The following is an 18,393-nucleotide window of genomic DNA, read 5'->3' as shown; positions in this document are numbered from 1 at the left end:
TACTTTAGTTCGTCTTTTTACCTTAGTTCTATGTTCTATAACACAAAAATAATGCCTTTTGTTTGAAATCCTTCTTTCTTATAACTGAAAATAAAGGGAAATGCCCATTTCTTGATTTGCGTCAAAAAAGCAAGGCGCATGGAGTTACATGAATGAAATAACCTGCCAATTTGGCAGAAAACCCAAACGGCAAAGATGCGCTTCGCTATTCAGAAGCTGTTTTGAATTTATCGTGCGATGATTTGGGATGAGTTTTTGAGGCATTTTTGCTTCTGTGATGAGGAAGATAGCGGGCTATCTGACGAAGAACAGGAGCGGAAAGGACAAAAAAATCGCCCAAAGCACACACGAAAACGGATACATCAAGCCAAGAAAAACTTTTTGGAGAAATTCAAAACAGCTTCTAAATCCCTGTAAGGGTATGGAGAAGCATAAATGTCATTTGGGCGGATGCATCGTACTGATTATTGGATGGAATCGGTGAGCATGCGCTCCAACTCTTCGGGGCTTAGGCGCAGGTGGAATTCTCCCTGATAGGCGATGGAGATGCCTCCGGTTTCTTCCGAAACGATGATGGCCATAGCGTCTGTCTCTTGAGAAATGCCTAAGGCGGCACGGTGCCTCAAGCCCAGTTCTTTAGGGATATTCAGGTTGTGCGATACCGGCAGGATGCATCCGGCGGCTTTGATTCGTTTGTGGCTGATAATCATGGCGCCGTCGTGTAGCGGGCTGTTCTTGAAGAAAATGTTTTCAATCAGGCGTTGGTTGATGTTGGCATCGATGATGTCTCCTGTCCGGGCAATGTCGTCCAGGGGAAAGTCGCGTTCCATGACAATCAGTGCCCCTACTTTCCCCTTGCTCATGTTCAGGCATGCCATTACAATCGGCATGATGTCTTCTTTGCCTCTTTCGCCTTTCTGGTTCCCTTTGAAGAAGCGGAACAGGCTGCTTGTCCGGTGGCGTGAGCCTAACGAAAGGAGGAAGTGGCGGATTTCGTCCTGAAACAAGACGATGAGGGCGATGACTCCTACACTGACCAACTTGTCGAAGATAGAACCTAATAAACGCATTTGGAGCACTTGCGAAACAATGACCCAAATCACGATGAAAATCAGGATGCCGGTAAATACATTGATGGATCCCGAAGATTTCATCAGCTTGTACGTCTTATAGAGCAGAAAGGCGACAAGCAGGATATCGATTACATCCTTAAGGGTAAGCAGGGTAAAGCTGAATGGCATGGCGTATGGGGTTAAAGGTTGGTTGAGGTGGCTTGCAATCGCATGGCTTCTACAATCTGTACGGTTTCCGAAGCCGCTTTTACATCGTGTACCCGCAAGATGTCGGCACCTTTTGTCAGGGCGATGGCATGTACGGCAATGGTTCCGTTCAGCGCGTCTTCCGGCGTGCAGTCCAGTAATTTATAAATCATTGACTTGCGTGAGACTCCTACCAGAACGGGAAGCCCGAAGATACTGAATTCTTCCAGCTGGTTTAGCAAGGCATAGTTGTGCTCCAGTGTCTTGCCGAATCCGAATCCGGGATCGAGGATGATGTCTTTTACGCCTAAGTCGCAGAGGCGTTGCACTTTCTCTGAAAAGTAGCTTAACACTTCTTTCAGCACGTTATCGTAATGGGGATGCTCCTGCATGGTTTGGGGAGTGCCCTGCATGTGCATGATAATATAAGGTACGCCCAGATGCGCGATGGTCTCAAACATGTGCTTGTCCATTTCGCCCGCCGAGATGTCGTTGATGAGGGCTGCTCCGTATTCTTCTACGCACATTCGTGCCACGTCTGCCCGAAAGGTGTCTACCGATACGGTCGCATGAGGAAGCTCGCGCCGGATGATGTCCAGCCCGAAGCGTAAGCGTCGCATTTCTTCATCTGTGCTGACTTCTGCCGCATTCGGGCGCGAAGAGTAAGCGCCGATGTCGATGATGCTTCCTCCCTCATCGGCGATTTGATGAATGCGTGCCACAACCTCTGCTTCGCTTTGCTTGCGGCTTCCGGCATAAAACGAGTCGGGAGTTATGTTCAGTATGCCCATTACCTGCGGACGCGACAGGTCTATCAGTTTTCCGTTTGCGTTTATTTGCTTTATCATGTATGCTTCTCTTTTGTTTTCATGCGCAAATGTACGCACAATAATTTGTATTCGGCAATACTGGAGCCAAAATTTTGAGAAATGCCGGCAGGATATTGCACCTATATGCGTTGCCTTACGCACCTATATGCGAAGCCCGGCGGTAATATATGCGTTCCGGACTTTGATTATATTCAAATAAATCATTACTTTTGTGCGTAAACTCAACAAGAATCAAACGTATGAAAAATAAGATGGTTTTAGGGTGGGGGACATTGGCGTCTTTCTTTTTCTTGCCTCCCGCCGATGCTTCTGCCGATGCAGGGCAGGCGGGGGTGTCTCATCCGGAGAAGCCGAATATTATCTTTATCTTGGCGGATGATATGGGGTATGCCGACTTGTCTTGTTACGGAAGCCGGTATATAGAGACCCCGAATATCGACAAGCTGGCAACATCGGGAACCCGTTTTACACAATGTTATGCAGGTTCGGGCATCAGTTCTCCTTCACGTTGTGCGTTGATGACGGGAAGGAATACGGGAAATACGACCATCCGGGATAATTTCTGCAAGGCAGGAGGAATCGAAGGGAAGAAGGGCAAGGCAACGATACGGAGAATGCACCTGCTTCCGAACGATACCACCATCGCTACGGTGCTTTCGGCAGCAGGATACCGTACCTGTCTGGTAAACAAATGGCATTTGGACGGCTTCAATCCGGAAGCGACTCCGTTGAACCGTGGGTTTGACGAGTTTTACGGCTGGCTGATTAGTACGGCTTATTCCAACGACCCTTATTATTATCCTTATTGGCGTTTCGAGAATGAGGAGCTGGTGAATATCCAGGCTAATGCCGACGGGAAGCACGGCATCCATAACACGGACTTGTCTACCCGGAATGCGATTGATTTCATCCGCAGGAACCGGGAGAATCCGTTTTTCCTTTACTTGGCGTATGATGCGCCTCACGAGCCTTACCACATTGATGACACGCATTGGTATGATGCGCGCGAATGGAGCATGAATACCAAACGGTATGCCTCGCTGGTCACGCACATGGACCAGGCTATCGGACGCTTGCTGGACGAATTGGAGCGTCTGCACTTGCGTGAAAATACCCTTATCATTTTTGCGTCCGATAATGGAGGTGCCGTTCAGGCTCCTTTACAGCAGTTGGGATGCAACGGAGTCTTCCGTGGGCGTAAAGGACAATTGTATGAAGGAGGCATCCGGGTGCCTTTTATTGTGAACTGGCGCGGAAAGGTTCCGGTACAGACCTTGGATAACCTCATTTATTTTCCGGATGTAATGCCCACGCTTGCCCGCCTTGCAGGAGCTTCCGGTAAATTGCCTTCCAGGCTGAACGGGATTGACATTACCCCTTTATTCTTTGGAGAACAGATGGATACCGGCCACCGTTTGTTGTATTGGGAGTTTCCCGGAAAGCAACGTGCGGCGCGCTATGGGGATTGGAAAGCGGTTACGGTCACGAATGGTCCTTTGGAATTGTATAACATCAAAGATGACATTACGGAATCGAATGATTTGGCGGAGAAATATCCGGAAAAGGTCGCAGAGTTTGAGCGGGCGATGAAGGAAATGCATGTCCCGTCTCCCAACTGGCCCTTGCCGGGAGAGTAGTGTCTTAATTAATCGGATACAGTTATGAACAGACAGGTATGGATATTTTTGGTTGGTTTCATCTTTGCCTTGTTTCCGGCAAAAGGTGAGAACCCGTTCGATTTCGGGCCGCATAAGCCCGATTTGTCTTGGGCAGAAGGGGTAGGTGCCAGAACCTTTCCCGAGGGGCGTGTCTTTAATGCGGAAGATTTCGGCTTGGAGCAAGACACGACGAAGTTGAGCACCGAAGCCATTCAGCGTGCGGTGGATGCATGCAGCCGTGCCGGTGGAGGCATCGTTGCAATAAAGAAAGGATATTACCGCACGGGTGCCTTGTTTATAAAAGGAGGAGTGAACCTCCGTTTAGAGAAAGGTGCGGTGCTTATCGCCAGTGAAGACTTTGGCGATTATCCCGAGCGTATGACACGGATTGCAGGGATAGAGATGCAATGGCCCGCGGGAGTCATCAACTTCGAAGGGGTGCAGAACGCGGCATTGACCGGAGAAGGAACCATCGATTGCCGGGGAAAGTTCTGCTGGGACAAATACTGGACGATGAGGAAAGACTACGTCAAGCGTGGCTTGCGTTGGATTGTAGACTACGATGCCAAACGCATCCGGGGCATTGTGGTGAGCCAGAGCAAAGACGTTACGCTGAAAGGCTTTACCTTGTTGCGTACCGGATTCTGGGGATGCCAGCTGGTGTATTCCGGGCATTGCACGGTAGACGGCATACGGATAAACAACAATTTAGGCGGGCATGGACCCAGTACGGACGGCATCGATGTGGATTCTTCATCGGATATCCTGATTGAGAATGCGTATATCGATTGCAATGATGATAATATCTGCCTGAAAGCCGGGCGCGATGCCGACGGGCTTCGGGTGAACCGTCCTACCGAGCGGGTGGTTATCCGGAATTGTATAGCGGCGAAAGGCGGCGGGCTGGTAACAATCGGAAGCGAGACATCGGGAGGCATCCGGAACGTGCTGGCATACGATTTGGAGTCGAAAGGCACTTCGACGATGTTGCGCTTGAAGTCGGCGATGAATCGTGGAGGAACGGTTGAGCACATTTATGTGACCCGTTGCAAGGGGGAAGACGTGAAAAACGTATTGGTGGCAGACCTGAACTGGAATCCTTCGTATAGTTATTCCAAATTGCCCGAAGAATATGAAGGCAAGGAAATCCCCGAGCATTGGAAGGTGATGCTGGCTCCGGTCGTTCCCAAGGAAAAAGGCTATCCGCATTTCCGGTCGGTGTATATGAGCCACATTTCGGTGAAAAATGCAACGGTCTATATCGATGCGAAAGGGCGTGATGCGGATTTGCGTATCCGGGACTTCTATCTGTATAAGCATGACATCGAGGCGAAGAAAGCGGGGCAAGTCGCGTTCAGCGAGAACTTTTGCCTGGAGGATATCCGCCTGGAGGCGGAAGAAAAGCCTTTGTCCGATAAAGATAACCTCGGCTTCCGTGCCGGAATTAGATACGAATAAGTATGGCTGTGTTTGCACCTTTTTCCCGTCCGCTTTATATCATGGCAAAGCCTGCCGGAGCTTTGTGTAACCTGGCGTGTGATTATTGCTATTACTTGGAGAAGTCGAAACTTTATCCGCATCACCCGGCTTCGGTGATGAGCGATGAATTGTTGGACAAGTTCGTGGAGGAATACATCCTTTCGCAAACGGTTCCTCAAGTCTTGTTTACGTGGCATGGGGGAGAAACGCTGATGCGTCCGCTTTCCTTTTATCAGAAGGCAATGGACTTGCAGCGCAAATACGCGAACGGGCGGATGATAGACAATTGCATCCAGACCAACGGCACGCTGCTGACCGATGAATGGTGCCGCTTCTTCCACGATAACCATTGGCTGGTAGGCGTTTCGATTGACGGGCCTCAGAAGTATCACGATGCGTATCGGAAGAACCGTCGGGGAGCGCCTTCTTTTGCGCAGGTGATGAAAGGCATCGAGCTGTTGAATAAATACAATGTAGAATGGAATGCCATGGCGGTCGTAAACCGCTTGAATGCCGATGCGCCGTTGGAGTTCTATCATTTTTTCAAGCAGATAGCATGCCGTTATATCCAGTTCGCTCCGGTGGTCGAACGGATTCTCCCTCATGCCGACGGAAGGCATCTGGCAGCGGTGGACGAAGGCAATAGTGAAGGGTTGGCGAGTTTTTCCGTATTGCCCGGGCAATGGGGGGATTTCCTCTGCACGCTCTTCGATGAGTGGGTACGGAAAGATGTCGGGAGCTATTTCATTCAGCTATTCGATGCGACCTTGGCAAATTGGGTGGGCGAGCAGCCCGGTGTCTGTACCTTGGCTCCTGTCTGCGGGCAAGCCGGAGTGATGGAGTTCAACGGCGATGTGTATGCATGCGACCATTTTGTCTTTCCTCAGTATAAGTTGGGCAACATTTATTCGGACTCATTGGTCGGGATGATGTATGGCGAACGGCAGAGGCGCTTCGGCGAGGCAAAGCGTGCGTCTTTACCGGGCCAGTGCCGGCAGTGCCCCTATCTTTTTGCCTGTAACGGGGAGTGCCCCAAGAATCGTTTTTGCACGACAAAAGACGGCGAGCCCGGCTTGAATTACCTGTGCAAAGGCTATTACCAGTTCTTCGCCCATGTTGCGCCGTATATGGATTTTATGAAAAACGAATTGTTGGCGCAACGCCCTCCTGCCAATATCATGGCTCACCTTTCTGCCATGTAGACCCCGCCGATGATGCATGCCGTGCCGAGCAGCGAGACGGGAGTGAGCGTTTCGGATAAGAACAGGGCGGAAGTCAGGAGTGTGACCAAAGGGTTGATGTAGATGTAGTTTGCCGTCCGCGATGCTCCCAACACCTGTACGGCAGCGTTCCATACCATGTAGCAAAGCATGGAAGCCACAATGCCCAGGAAGAGCAGGTTCAGGTAGACGACGGGCTTGTGCAATAACGGAAGTGCGAAGTCTGTCGGGAAAAAGCAGAGATAAGCCAGCAGCGAAACCAGTCCGTAAAAGAATACTTTCCGGGTAACGAACAGGGTAGAATATCTTCCTCCCAGCTGCTTTAATATCAGGCAATACAATGCCCAGAAGATAGCGGCAATCAGTGTCAGGAAGTCTCCCAACGGATTGATTTTCAAGACAAGGCTTCCGTTCAGCACCACCATGCTCACTCCGATTAAAGCGATGAGAGAGCCATAGAGCACTTTCCGGCGCAGGCGTTCCTTATAGAAGAGCCTTGACAGGAACAGGGTGAAGATAGGGGCGGTGCAGATGAGCAGCGAGACATTCGAGGCGAGCGTAATCCCCAACGCCGTGTTTTCGGCGATGAAGTACAGCGACCCTCCGCACAGTCCCGACAGCATCAGGAGCCCTTCGTCTTTCCACGACCGGGCTATAAACCGTTTATGGGAAACCAGGAGCAGGCAGATATATGCCAGCGCGAAACGGTAAAACAGGATTTCTACCGGCGAGAGTCCGGAGTTAATCAATATTTTGGTAGAAACGAAAGTGGTCCCCCATATCATGACGGTCAGGATGGCAAGCACATGGTAGAACCACGTATGTGAACGCAAGGCAGTTTTCATGGTGAGTCTTTGAGTTTTTAAGTTTTTGAGTTCGTGGGTGTTTTTTGTGCGTGCAAAGTTACATATTCTGAATGAAAACCGGAGTTTTTATGGGGATGATTCTTTGCGATGCATTGCGATATAGCTGTCATGGAGCGATAAGCTACATCTCGTTTACTTGCCAAGCGGGAGTTTCAGGTAGTTTCCCTATGTTGAAACTATGGTTTTGTCACGGAAAAACTACAGTTTTGGCAGGTTAAAACTGCGGATGCGTCTGGCTTTGTAGGAAGACTTGGCTACTTTTAGCTTGTCACTTTTCTTGTTATGAGGGTGTTGTAGAACTTCAAGAATTGTAAGAAGCTGTTTTGAATTTCTCCAAAAAGTTTTTCTTGGCTTGATGTATCCGTTTTCGTGTGTGCTTTGGGCGATTTTTTGGTCCTTTTCGCTCCTGTTCTTCGTCAGATAGCCCGCTATCTTCCTCATCACAGAAGCGGAAATGCCTCAAAAACTCATCCCAAATCATCGCACGATAAATTCAAAACAGCTTCTAAAATCCGATTTTGTAATTTGAATATCCGCATTTCACCCAATTGCCTTGTAGGGGCGTATCGCATACGCCCGAATACGTCAACTAATCCACGTGGATGTCTTCAGGGCGTATACGATACGCCCCTACATGGGATGTTTGCGGATATTCAAATTTTGTAATAAAACTTTTTGGAGAAATTCAAAACAGTTTCTAAGTAAGTGGGCTGTTTCACATAAGTGAATTGGCTGAGTCGCTTATGTTCGTTTGTGGAGGGGCTTGGTTGCTTCAAAATGCTGTTTTACGATAAGGGCGGAGCCGGTGCGCATCACTGCGGACCGGCTCCTTATAGATTACTAATTTAAGTAAAATGTGTGTGGGACGCTTCCCACTATTGATAGAGATTTTAAGATTTAGTTTATGTATTAGCGGTATCTTCTGCGGGGACTTCGGTTTCCGGAGTTTCAGGCGTTGTTCCTGCATCCGGATTGCCCGTTCCTCCTGTTCCGTCTTCATTTCCATCTTCTCCTGTTCCTTCGTCGGGTTGCTCAGGTTCCGGCTTTTCCTCAAACTCATACTCATTCCCATTCCCATTGACATACAGATTCTTTATGTTTCCTGCTTCATCTTCTCCTTCTCCCTTAACTCCATAGAGATTCACGTCTTTCGGTAACGTCAGCTTATAGCCTTGACCATCCAGGATATAACCTTCGGGAATGGTGATGTTCCCTGTTGCTTTACTCCAATCTACATGGGTGAAGAAGCGGATGGTTTGGGTGTTTCCTTCTGTATCTATCAGGTAGGGCGGAATATTCACAGGGTCACTTTGCAAACCTTCCAGCAAGGCTTGGGCATCGGCTTGGGTATAGATGCCTGGGACACGGTGCTGGGGAATATCTATTTCTTTATCATCTGTCCACTCATTGATGCGCGAACCGATACCTGTGCCTACACCGTCTGTTATTTGCATGCTGATGTGCAGTTCTTGGTTTCCTTTCACTCCTGTAATGTCGGGGTCAGATCCCACTAATGTTCCTGTATAGCTTAAGTTTGTTTCCTTGCCGCTGATCATCACATCCGCATTGACAATGAAGTATCCCGGTTGTTCGTAGTAAGGAGTTCCTTCATTGCCTTCGAAATCAAACGGAAGGACATACAAATAGGTCTGAGGATCATCTTCTCTCCATTCCCACGTGATTCCCTTTTCATTTTCTACAGCGTCCAATACTTCACTGTACGCATTGTTTTCATCTGTTGCCTTGGTGGCAGTAAATGTAGCCTGTTTGTACAGATTGGGAAAGGTCAAGGTACATTTCTTTATGGGTTCTGTAGATTCATCGATTTGCCGGAAGTGGATAATATTGTCGATAACAATTTTACTTACCGGATGATAGAAGTGCAAACCTACGTATTGGTTGTTTTCATCGTAAGTAAGCGGACCTTGTTTGGTCACGATGAAATGATCCAGCTTCGTTTTTTCTTCTGTTCCGAAGATAACCGTACCTGTAGTAGGATAAGTATTTCCTGTTACTTCATCCATTTTTACACCGCCTGTCACATCTTGAGTTGTCTCATCTGTTACATTCGGTTGTGTCCAGGCATAAAACAGGTGGCTGGCTGTGGTGCTTTTCCATTTCAACGGCTCTCTTTCACTTTGGGTTTCTAATCTGCCTTGGTCGCCGCCACTTGGATTGTAAATTTGGATTGTGGGTGTTTCGCTGTCTATTTGTTGGTAGATATAGAAATCCATCTCTCCGTAACCGTCATCTTGTCCGTTGATGATGATATAGTCTTCACTACGGGTGGCTATTCCCTTCGTCTCTTTTACCGAGCCAAGGAACGTAATGTCCTCTTCCGCCGGAGCAAGCGGCGTATTGCCTTGTTCCTCTTCGGTGCAGGCTCCCATGGCAGCCAGCATCAGAAGAATAGCGGCATATCGTTTGATGTGATGAAACTGTTTCATTGTCTTCTTGTGCTTTTAGGGTTAGTTTTCTCCCGGAAGATCTCCAGCGGTAATTACGCTGCCAATGTTTTGCAAATTTCCCGGTGTATAGCTTTGGTTGGAGGCATCGGTAGAATTTGCATCTGCTCTTCCGGCTATCTTTCCTTTGTAATAATTCGGGCTTGTGCCTTCGTAGACATTGTCAAAGTTTATCCATGTCGTGTTATTGGAAGTAGGCGACTCAAAGGCTTGTCCGAACAGTCCTCCGGTGGCATAAATGGAGTTTTCATAAGGCTCGAATCCATCTGTTGCTGAATCATCGCTTGGCTCGTATAAAGTGCCGGATATTTCATTCCCCTCGATACCGTCTGCCCAATAAGCATACCCTACAGCACCTCCGGCGTATGCATGTCCTTCGGCACTGTCGTCTCCGTGTTCTTCAGAGTAAGCAAGGCCGCACTTGATGATTCCGTCAAACTTGCAACGGAAGATACCGTTGGTAGTCGTTTCGTGCGATCCTTGTACGCCTCGTGCCATGCCTGCCAGCCCTCCGGTATAGACCATGGTGCCTTGGGTTTCCGAAGCGTCTATTGTGGCATTGCTTAGGGTACAGTCTTCGATACGTCCGTTCGACAATCCTACCAGTCCTCCGGTATTTCGGTCATTGGTTCTGTTAGGACAGGCACTGATAACAGTAAGAGTGCCCGGAGCATCTTCTTCCATGCGTGATACTTGGCTGAGATGTCCCGTTGCGGTAAGCTGTCCGATTACTCCGCCTACGTTTACCGTTCCGATTTCTCTCTCGTGGTCTTTGGTTGCCACTTCCACTTTGATGTCTCCGGCAAAGCGGATGTTGTTCACCCAACCTTGGCAATTCCCGACAGCTGCCCCGACATTGAGTATGAGGTTGTCATCCTGTGGAGGCGTTACGGAGATGACAATGCCGCTCAAGCGCACGTTGTCTATGTTGGGGGTGTCTGAGGAGGCAAGATTACATGTACGCGCAATGACTCCTACTGCATTCGCGTTTGTTTCCGGGTCTTCATTCTCTGTAATAGTGATGTCTTCCTCATTGTAGATGCCTAAGTTGGCTATTTTTCCGCTCAGGTCGTCAAATAAGGGTCTTGCCACATTCTGTATGTAGTGTCCGTTTCCGTCGAAGGAAGCGGTGGCAGGCAAGTCTCTTCCCGTAAAGGAGCTCCCTTGAAAATCCACGTTGGTAAGTAGGGTTGTTCCTCCTTCTCCGTCGGCTTCAAGTATGATTTGACCGTCTTGTTCATATATTGAACCCTCACAGATGGCTTCCAGAAATGCATCAATATCTACATCGGTCATTTCTATGGGATCCGGATTTTTCTCCGGATCTTCTTCTCCGTTGTCATCGTCTTCGATGACGATGCTTCCGCTATGTTGGGTAAAGTCGATGACATACGATGTGCCGGCTTTCAAGTCACTTAATCCTTCGATGTTCAGTCCACGGTAAGGACGGTCGTAACGGTAGTTCAGTTTCATACCGTAATAATTGCCCGGTGCTAAATAAAAGGTCAGGCTATTATCTTCAGTCCGTTGGGCTGCGATGTGCGCGTTTTCTCCCGTAGAGGTAAATTGATTTTCTTCAGAGATTGTTTCGTTTCTTGCTTCATCTCGTGTAAGCAGCAGTTGGAATTGGTTATTAATAGGAGCTGCACTGTTTTCTTCATCGGTCTTTGCCCAAAACTCAATGGCATCGCTCGACAGATTGGTCAAAGTCAGCTTGGCGCACAGATGTTCGAACTCCAAACGCACGGCATTGCCGTATGGCACCTCTTTTGCCACGGCTTTGAGCGGGTCGGTTGTGTCTGTTACATCTTCCAGCTCTACGATCTTGGGGTCTGTGGGTAATAGCAAGCCTTCGGAGTCGTTTATGTAATAAGCAGTAAAGGTAGCATAGGCTGCATTGTAGGGCCATGTAATGCCTTCCGTTGCTTGCCATTCATCGTTTTCCTTATCGTATTGCAGCTGTGTATATTTGCTGACGGTCTGATTTACATCCGCTTCTCCGTCTGTCCCCAGCAACGTGAAGGTGGCAGATACATGAAGGCGTTCTCCGTCCTCGAATGTTTGCTTATACACATCGTTTGCCCGTGAAGTGACATCGCCTTCGCTCTTCATCGGGGGCAAGGATGCAGTAGTGAAAGTAACGGGCAGTCCTTCTTCGGGATTCCGTTGAGCGGTACCGTTGTCTGCTCCCCAATCGTCTTGGCAAGCACCCAGACAGGAAGCCAGTGCGATACAGAAGATGGTTATATATTTGTTCATGGTGTACAGGGTTTATTCGGTTTCGTTGGTTTCATCATTATTGCTTATCGGGCGGAACAATACATCGGCATACCGGTTTCCCGTAAGAGTTACTCCTTCGCTTATTGTTCCTACGATACGGTTTTCTTCAGACACTGTACCTGTCAGGGTTCCGCTTTTATATGTATTGTTCGTAATCGAGCCGCCTGTTGCTGTTCCTACGATAGCTCCTACAGGTTCTTGGGCTTCGATGTTGAATCCGTCCAAGGTGCAGGTGGTTATCGTTCCTCCGTTCATTTGGTTGGCAAATGCACCGATTGGTACATCAGTTTCTCTGGCTTGGATGTCGACATCTTCCAGTTTGATGCGTTGCAGCATGCCTCCTTCCGTCAATGTACCGATAAAGCCGGGAGTTTCTCCACTTAATGTTACATGGGAAATTGTGTGATTCAGTCCGTCCAATACATCGCCAAAAGTGGTGATATACGAAGAGAATGTAAATCCTGTGCAGTCGATGTCGTTACGTAAAAAGAACGTCCACTTGCCTTCGGTGGTTATTCCGTAATCTCCATAATTGTCCAGTACTGTTCCATGGGTTCCTTCCGGATCAGGATTCGTTTCTTGGCAATAACTGTTGTAAGTGGCTATCCATGTAGCCAAGTCTTCGGTTGTATAAATGCCCGGATTATCATCTACTTCGACCTCTACGTTATTCCATTCAGTAAACTTCCACGGCCAGATTGTAGGCTTGTCGTTCGTCATCTGGAGGCGGACAAAGTGGCGCTTGCTTCTTTGCATGGTAAGTGTTTCTGATGGATAGACATATTGCATTCTGCCGAAATCATCAATCAGTTCGATATGGTCTATTTCAACTCCATTGGGAAGAAGGACATAAAAGAATGAGTTTGCAGGCATGTCTGCTTTTAGTTCGTCGATGTTGATTTTAGCGGTAAAGCGGGTGTGGATATCAGCGGTTGAACTCGTAGAAGTAATGTCTGTCCGCCCGTTATTGACGGTTACCTTTTCTACTCCTTCTTTCAAAACAACGGTGATGCCGTTCCCATTCTTTGTAATAGCTTGGCTAAATCCATCTTCATCCGGAATGATAAACAGCATGGAAAAGGCATGCTCGAAACCGAAATTCAGCACTCCTCCGCTTGGTCCGGGGCTATAGGCTATCAGCAGGTCGATAACATTTCCGCTCTCGTCATAGATGGCTATGTCGTCTTCTTCATTTTTAGCGGGAGTGTTTTCCGCATTGTAGGGATAATAGGCAAATACCTGTCCCCAATAGGCTGCTTTATCGGGATCCAAGTTCTCGCTGGAGAATGTCTGGTATCCATTTTCATTACCTGTTGAAGTATAAGTCAGGCATTCGTTCGAGAATCCCGGTGTTCCTCCATCGTTATTATGCACAGAATATAAACCGATTTGTTGTCCTTTTTTAAAGCCACCGGCTATGTATGATCCGAATTGGTCTACCGGTTGTTTTTCCACGTCTCCATCTGCACGCGATTGTACGTTTACGGCATCTTCTATGTATCCCGTAATGCGTACTTTCTGCGTAGTGTCTTGTTCCCACGTCGCATTGTCTTCTTTCGTGCATCCTGTTACTCCTATATAGATAAAGGAGAGCAGGCAGGCAAGTTGTCCGTATTTCGTTAAGGTCTTTCTCATGATTGTTCCTCCTGTCCTTCTGTCGGGGTTTGTGTTTCTTCATCTTCCGAAGAAGTATATTCATCAAATAAATCCGTTATGTTTGAAGCAGTCTTCCCGAAAACTGTATATCCGGATAAATTCAAGTTAAGGGCATTATTGTTTTTAAATCTCGTAAAGGTATCATCTGCATCACCTATATAGTCAAAGACATAAATAGTCCATTTGCCGCCACTATACGTGCCGAAACGCTTCAAGGTAGCGTTTGATTCTGATGAATTCTTATTATACGCATCTACCACTTCTTCCCAATCATCTGCATCGTAGATACCTAACTGGCGGGAGATGATTTGGCCTAATTCGCCAATGTTCTCCCAGTTTTCTACTACGGCAGGTAGGAACAGGATTTCACGCTTGCCGACCTCCTCAACCAAAAGCACACGGATAGTCAGCAGCTTTCCTGCTTCAAATTCCAAATTCACAGGTTCGCCTACGAATTCATTCTTGCCATCGCCTGAGTTAGGGAACATCCAATCAGGTAATACCCCTTTGTAGGTTGTGGTTTCGTTTCCTTCATGTACAACAACAATCAGTTCCGGATTGTCTGCCACTTGTTGAGGGGGAAGTATCCAGCTGGGGGTATACCCCTCATCGGTCAATACCCCTTCCTCCAACAAGGTGATCGTATCGGTAGAATTATCATCTGGCGTAACGGTACCGGTTGTCCGGTTGAAATCGGCTGGGGTAGTCTTTATACCGGATAAAGTAACCGTGTATGTAGGATCTGCTGGCGGTTCCACGCCTTCGTATCCTATTTCTACCCGTACTCTCGACATCCGGTGAGTAAGGGTAAACGATATATTTTCGGTATTATAAGGTACATTCTCCACGACATCCCACACGATGTCATTCTTTTCATTTGCCTCGGCATCGTATTCAGAGGCTTTATACTCTTCTCCTAACGTGATGGTCGGAGAGGTTGTTTCAGTATTTACGTTATCTAAATAAAAAGTCGCACTCTTGCCCTGTGTGGTGACATTATTCCAGTTGAGCGCATAGCTTTGCGGGTTGCCCCCTTCTCCCGATGCTTCTTCGTACACCCACGGATATCCGATGCTGTTTTCGAACAATGTTTGAACGGATTTCAGTTCGTCAGGGTTGTTCTGATTGGCAAAGGAGAGATAGTAAGTGCCTTCCTCTATCGTTCCGGATGTTACTCGTGTGCTCGTTTGGCTTCCTTCATCAATGGATGCCGAAAGAGCAATAGGCTGGCTGTCCGCTTGTGTTTGCACAACCGGGTCTTTCTCGGAGCAGGCGGAAAGAGCCAGCCCTATGGCGATTGGTAAAACAAATTGATTCAGTCTCATAAATATATATCTCCTATCTGATGTGTCTTGTAATCCTTGCCTGCCTTGCTTAAGGTTGGGGTTCGGCAGGGGTTGTTTCCGTTTCCGGTTCCAGTACTATGCCGGTATACCAATTTCCCCACTCTTCGATGGATGCACCCACTTGGATGATTTCGGGTACTTCGTGGTTGTATGTCAGTTTGAGGGTAGTGATATGCTCTTGCACCAAAGAAAAATTGTCTTGTGGCACGTAGTAATAGGTCTTCTCAACGGGTTCTTTCCACTGGTCAGTCCCTTCAATGGGTTCTCCGGGGTAAGTCAGGATCGTGAATTCTACCAGTTCTTTAGGTCTTCCATCTTCGCTGCTCTCTATGCCTTGGGCAGGAAGGATGCCACAATAAGTGTAGCTTTGCGTATTCGGATTATTCTCGTCCGGTCCTTCTATCTGATACATTTCGATGGATTCCTCCTCCCCTGTGGCTTGTACCGGGCGTAAGCGGTTGTTGTCTACTGCAGAGGTATAGTCCACCTCATAGCCTCGTTGTATTTTCACCAGTCTCACGCTTGTTACGGCATTGCGTGGAAACCCGCCTGCGTCTTGTGGCATCATGGAAATAGGCAAATCCGCTTCTACCTTTATCATGGCAAAAGCGTGGCGGAAATGCAATTCCACTATTTTGTAGCGCTCGTCCAAGTCTTGCCAATGGTAAGCCAACAAGAGGTCGGATTTCCATAAGTTATCTATGGTAGATTGGTCCTCTTGCACTTTATCGAAAGGTTCATATCCTAACGGATAGCAAACCGCTTCGAAAATAAAGTGGTTGGCAGTAGGGGTTATTTCATTCCAATCGAAACCTTCATTAGTGGGGTCCTCTTCTATATAAGGTGCAAAGTTTGGATAAGGATCAGTATTTTCATTTTCATCGCCTTCTCCTTTATAGACGTATTCTTCGTATTCGCCGGGAGTGTTAAAACCGGGCACGGAATAGTTTACCGTATTCACAATCCGGATCCGGCTTTTATCCTTGATGAAATGCTGGTGACGGTAATCATCAATATCTAATTCGGTGTCGTCACCGCTCCGTGACATAGCACTATGGATGTTTGCCGAAAAAGAAACAGCCGTATCCGTCGGTTGGGGATCCGGCAGATTGTTTACCGCTTCTTCCGAAGAACAAGCTGCAAGCAATAAGCATATCGGTAGGATGTATTTCTGTTTCATACGTTCAAGTTTTTACGGGTTTAGTTCTCTTCTGCAGGTTCAAGCACTCCCTCAACCTCGTCTCCTGGTTGCCAATTGATGATGATGCCAAAAGGATCGTGATCTTCCTCTCCCTCATCTAACGACTTGATAGTGGCCTTTATCTTTATATATGTACCTCGGAAAAGGGAGGGAAGATTAGGCAGTACGGCACTGTATACCCGATCGTTAATGACACAGGAAACGGTATATTGTTGCTGTCCTGTTGTCGGGTCAAACTTAGCTTTGCTTTCGTGTAAGTAGAAAGGTGCATCGAGTGAGTAAAGAGTTGCAGGCTCAGAAGCGTTTGCGTCAATTGTAACTTCACATGTTTGCTTAAATTCCTTCTGATCGGCATCGGTAGGAATATCGTAATTCGTAACGCCTTCATCGTCTCCACTCAAGTCTGCATTCTTGTATTGAGCCTTATTATACCATCTCTCTGCCTCCGGTGTATTTTCGTTTTCATCGGTGATGTGCGGAATCAGGTAAGAGTTTTGGGCAATGGGAGTCAATCGCCATTCGCTGATGGTAATCTCTTGTCCGCTTTTGTTTGTAAACTCAAAACTGATTTTGTTTGCCGCATGCGCCAAATACAAGGTTCCTAAATCTTTGCTTTCTTTTCCTACGGATATGGTATATTTTGCAGTAGCGGGAAGCAAGAAATTCTCATTTTGCGGTTGGCCTGAGAACCATTCATCTTCTGTCTTTAGTTCTATGGCGTCTAAATTGGTTATGCTTATTTCTTTATCTTTAAGTATGTCTTCGCAATTGGCAAGCAGGTAGATGGTTTTGGTTTCGTTTGCCTTTACAATAAAATATTCAGGTTTGGGAGTTTCGAAAAGCCCACGTTTTTCTTCTTTTATGAAATCAATCAGTCTGTCGTCTTCTTTGTCTCCTTTTTCATCAAAGATGATAATACGAAGTGTATGCATCAATTCATCATACGTCCGGTTTTCATCACCGGTCTCGTCACTATCACCGCTCCGTGATATCATAGCTGCAGAAATGGAGAGAGTAACCATCCCTTCGTCTTGCGGCATGGCATCCTCCTGCTTGTTGCAAGAGGCAAGCAGGAAGAATGTCAGGCACAGGTAAGCAATATGTATGATGTATCTGTTCATGATAATGGAATGTTATTCAGTCGTACTACCCAGTCGTTGATGACGATTACGGTCTGCAGCCAGACGTTGTTGTCGTCCAGGAAGAAGATGAGCGACCATTCGCTTTCGCGGTCGAGGAATTCCTGGTCGGGCATGTCGGCATAGAGGTCGCTTTTCAGCAACAGCAGGTAGTCGTTCAACGGGATGTTTACTATCTCTCTGCCGTCTTCGCTTGCGGTGATGAGCAGGCGCGGATGGTTTCCGGTCATGAGCCGTGAAGTGGACAGTTCGGCGTATGCCACCGTCACTTGCGTATCTTCTCCTCCGCTTTCGCCTACTGTTTCTTCGCCTTGGCTCCAGGGAGCGTAGGTGAGGGTGCCGTTCGGGATGAGGCTGTTGTCATAGTCGAACAAGGTATTGTCGTCTGTGATGCGGAAGTCGAAGTCCTCGCTTGCCAGCGGCTGGTTGTTGAGCTGCTGAAGGATAATCCGCACGTTGTTGGTATTCTTCATCATATAGAGGGTATGCTCCTTGTAGAAGTCTCCTTCTACCGTTACATCCAGGCTGCCATAGAACAGGTCGTGCAGCTTGACGTTGGAGGTCTCGCCGTTTCCCTGCATGGCGATACGGAGGTCTGAGCGCACGCTTCCTTGTCCCGGTTCAGCGGTGGGGGCGAAGGAATGCTCTCCGCAGGCAAGTCCGCCGTAAGCGACAAACTGGTATGTCCCTTCTTCCAAGTCGATTTGCATGCGGTAGTTTTCGTCTTGCAGCACATCGCCGGTCTCGGTGCGCGTGGCTACATAGTTTCCGTCCGCATCGTAGATATAGAGGGTGACGCAATCCACTTTCGAGGGGAAAGCGTTGGCATATTCCATGTTGTAATCGTAGACAAAGCGCAGGGATACTCCTTTGGGGCAGGGCTCCAGTTCATCGTCCTTGATGCAGGAAGCCAGCGTGCATAGCAGGAGGGCTATGGGGAGTATTTTTCGCGTGGCTATAGTAATATATTCTTTCATGGCGTTGCGTTTTTTAG

The 18,393-nt window shown here is 47.8% G+C and carries 15 protein-coding genes; 4 read left to right on the top strand and 11 right to left on the bottom strand.

The features are described from left to right. Positions 1-237 precede the first annotated feature (237 nt). Positions 238-417 carry a hypothetical protein gene (locus BACSA_RS19295; protein ID WP_169311442.1) on the top strand — a complete coding sequence of 60 codons (180 nt, stop codon included), beginning with the start codon at positions 238-240 and terminating at the stop codon, positions 415-417. Between the two features lie 47 nt (positions 418-464). Here BACSA_RS19295 and cdaA read toward each other — a convergent pair whose 3' ends face one another. Both cdaA and folP read right to left on the bottom strand, forming a co-directional pair. After that, positions 465-1,241: a diadenylate cyclase CdaA gene (cdaA, locus tag BACSA_RS07405; RefSeq protein WP_013617489.1), complete on the bottom strand. Its 777-nt coding sequence runs from the start codon at positions 1,239-1,241 to the stop codon at positions 465-467. Positions 1,242-1,252: 11 nt separating this feature from the next. Then, the gene (folP, locus tag BACSA_RS07400) at positions 1,253-2,107 is read right to left on the bottom strand and encodes a dihydropteroate synthase (RefSeq protein WP_013617488.1); all 855 of its coding nucleotides are present in this window, start codon (positions 2,105-2,107) and stop codon (positions 1,253-1,255) included. A gap of 221 nt (positions 2,108-2,328) precedes the next feature. Here folP and BACSA_RS07395 point away from each other — a divergent pair, with 221 nt between their 5' ends. The 3 genes from BACSA_RS07395 to BACSA_RS07385 are packed head-to-tail and all read left to right on the top strand — an operon-like array spanning position 2,329 to position 6,428. Continuing rightward, positions 2,329-3,726 (top strand): sulfatase-like hydrolase/transferase, encoded by a 1,398-nt coding sequence (locus BACSA_RS07395; RefSeq protein WP_013617487.1) that lies wholly within the window; start codon positions 2,329-2,331, stop codon positions 3,724-3,726. A 24-nt stretch (positions 3,727-3,750) separates the two neighbouring features. Further along, positions 3,751-5,205, top strand: a complete 1,455-nt coding sequence (locus BACSA_RS07390) for a glycoside hydrolase family 28 protein (RefSeq protein WP_013617486.1) — start codon at positions 3,751-3,753, stop codon at positions 5,203-5,205. 2 nt (positions 5,206-5,207) lie between these two features. Continuing rightward, a complete protein-coding gene (locus tag BACSA_RS07385) occupies positions 5,208-6,428 on the top strand; it encodes an anaerobic sulfatase-maturation protein (protein ID WP_013617485.1) in 1,221 nt (406 codons plus the stop codon). Here BACSA_RS07385 and BACSA_RS07380 read toward each other — a convergent pair. From BACSA_RS07380 to BACSA_RS07340, 9 genes are all read right to left on the bottom strand, one after another. Beyond that, on the bottom strand, positions 6,410-7,291 hold the full coding sequence (locus BACSA_RS07380) for a DMT family transporter (RefSeq protein WP_013617484.1): 882 nt from the start codon (positions 7,289-7,291) through the stop codon (positions 6,410-6,412). The two genes, BACSA_RS07385 and BACSA_RS07380, sit on opposite strands and share 19 nt — an antisense overlap. Positions 7,292-7,613: 322 nt before the next feature. Beyond that, positions 7,614-7,793, bottom strand: coding sequence for a hypothetical protein (locus tag BACSA_RS20140; RefSeq protein WP_169311441.1), 180 nt, complete (start codon positions 7,791-7,793; stop codon positions 7,614-7,616). A 421-nt stretch (positions 7,794-8,214) separates the two neighbouring features. Further along, a complete protein-coding gene (locus tag BACSA_RS07370; RefSeq protein WP_013617483.1) occupies positions 8,215-9,759 on the bottom strand; it encodes a hypothetical protein in 1,545 nt (514 codons plus the stop codon). 21 nt (positions 9,760-9,780) lie between these two features. Further along, on the bottom strand, positions 9,781-12,036 hold the full coding sequence (locus BACSA_RS07365; protein WP_013617482.1) for a fimbrillin family protein: 2,256 nt from the start codon (positions 12,034-12,036) through the stop codon (positions 9,781-9,783). Between the two features lie 12 nt (positions 12,037-12,048). Next, positions 12,049-13,692, bottom strand: coding sequence for a hypothetical protein (locus BACSA_RS07360; RefSeq protein ID WP_013617481.1), 1,644 nt, complete (start codon positions 13,690-13,692; stop codon positions 12,049-12,051). Further along, complete coding sequence (locus tag BACSA_RS07355; RefSeq protein WP_013617480.1) at positions 13,689-15,038, bottom strand: fimbrillin family protein; 1,350 nt, start codon at positions 15,036-15,038, stop codon at positions 13,689-13,691. Before BACSA_RS07355 ends, BACSA_RS07360 begins: the two co-directional genes overlap by 4 nt. 49 nt (positions 15,039-15,087) lie before the next feature. After that, positions 15,088-16,239, bottom strand: a complete 1,152-nt coding sequence (locus BACSA_RS07350) for a hypothetical protein (RefSeq protein WP_013617479.1) — start codon at positions 16,237-16,239, stop codon at positions 15,088-15,090. 20 nt (positions 16,240-16,259) lie between these two features. After that, positions 16,260-17,381: a hypothetical protein gene (locus BACSA_RS07345; protein WP_013617478.1), complete on the bottom strand. Its 1,122-nt coding sequence runs from the start codon at positions 17,379-17,381 to the stop codon at positions 16,260-16,262. Then, positions 17,378-18,376 carry a FimB/Mfa2 family fimbrial subunit gene (locus tag BACSA_RS07340; protein WP_013617477.1) on the bottom strand — a complete coding sequence of 333 codons (999 nt, stop codon included), beginning with the start codon at positions 18,374-18,376 and terminating at the stop codon, positions 17,378-17,380. Before BACSA_RS07340 ends, BACSA_RS07345 begins: the two co-directional genes overlap by 4 nt. Positions 18,377-18,393 lie beyond the last annotated feature (17 nt).

The sequence above is a fragment of the Phocaeicola salanitronis DSM 18170 genome (assembly GCF_000190575.1).
Taxonomy (GTDB): Bacteria; Bacteroidota; Bacteroidia; order Bacteroidales; family Bacteroidaceae; genus Phocaeicola; species Phocaeicola salanitronis.
The sequence above is the reverse complement of the archived record's forward strand: the minus strand, read 5'-3'. Positions and strand labels throughout refer to the sequence as shown.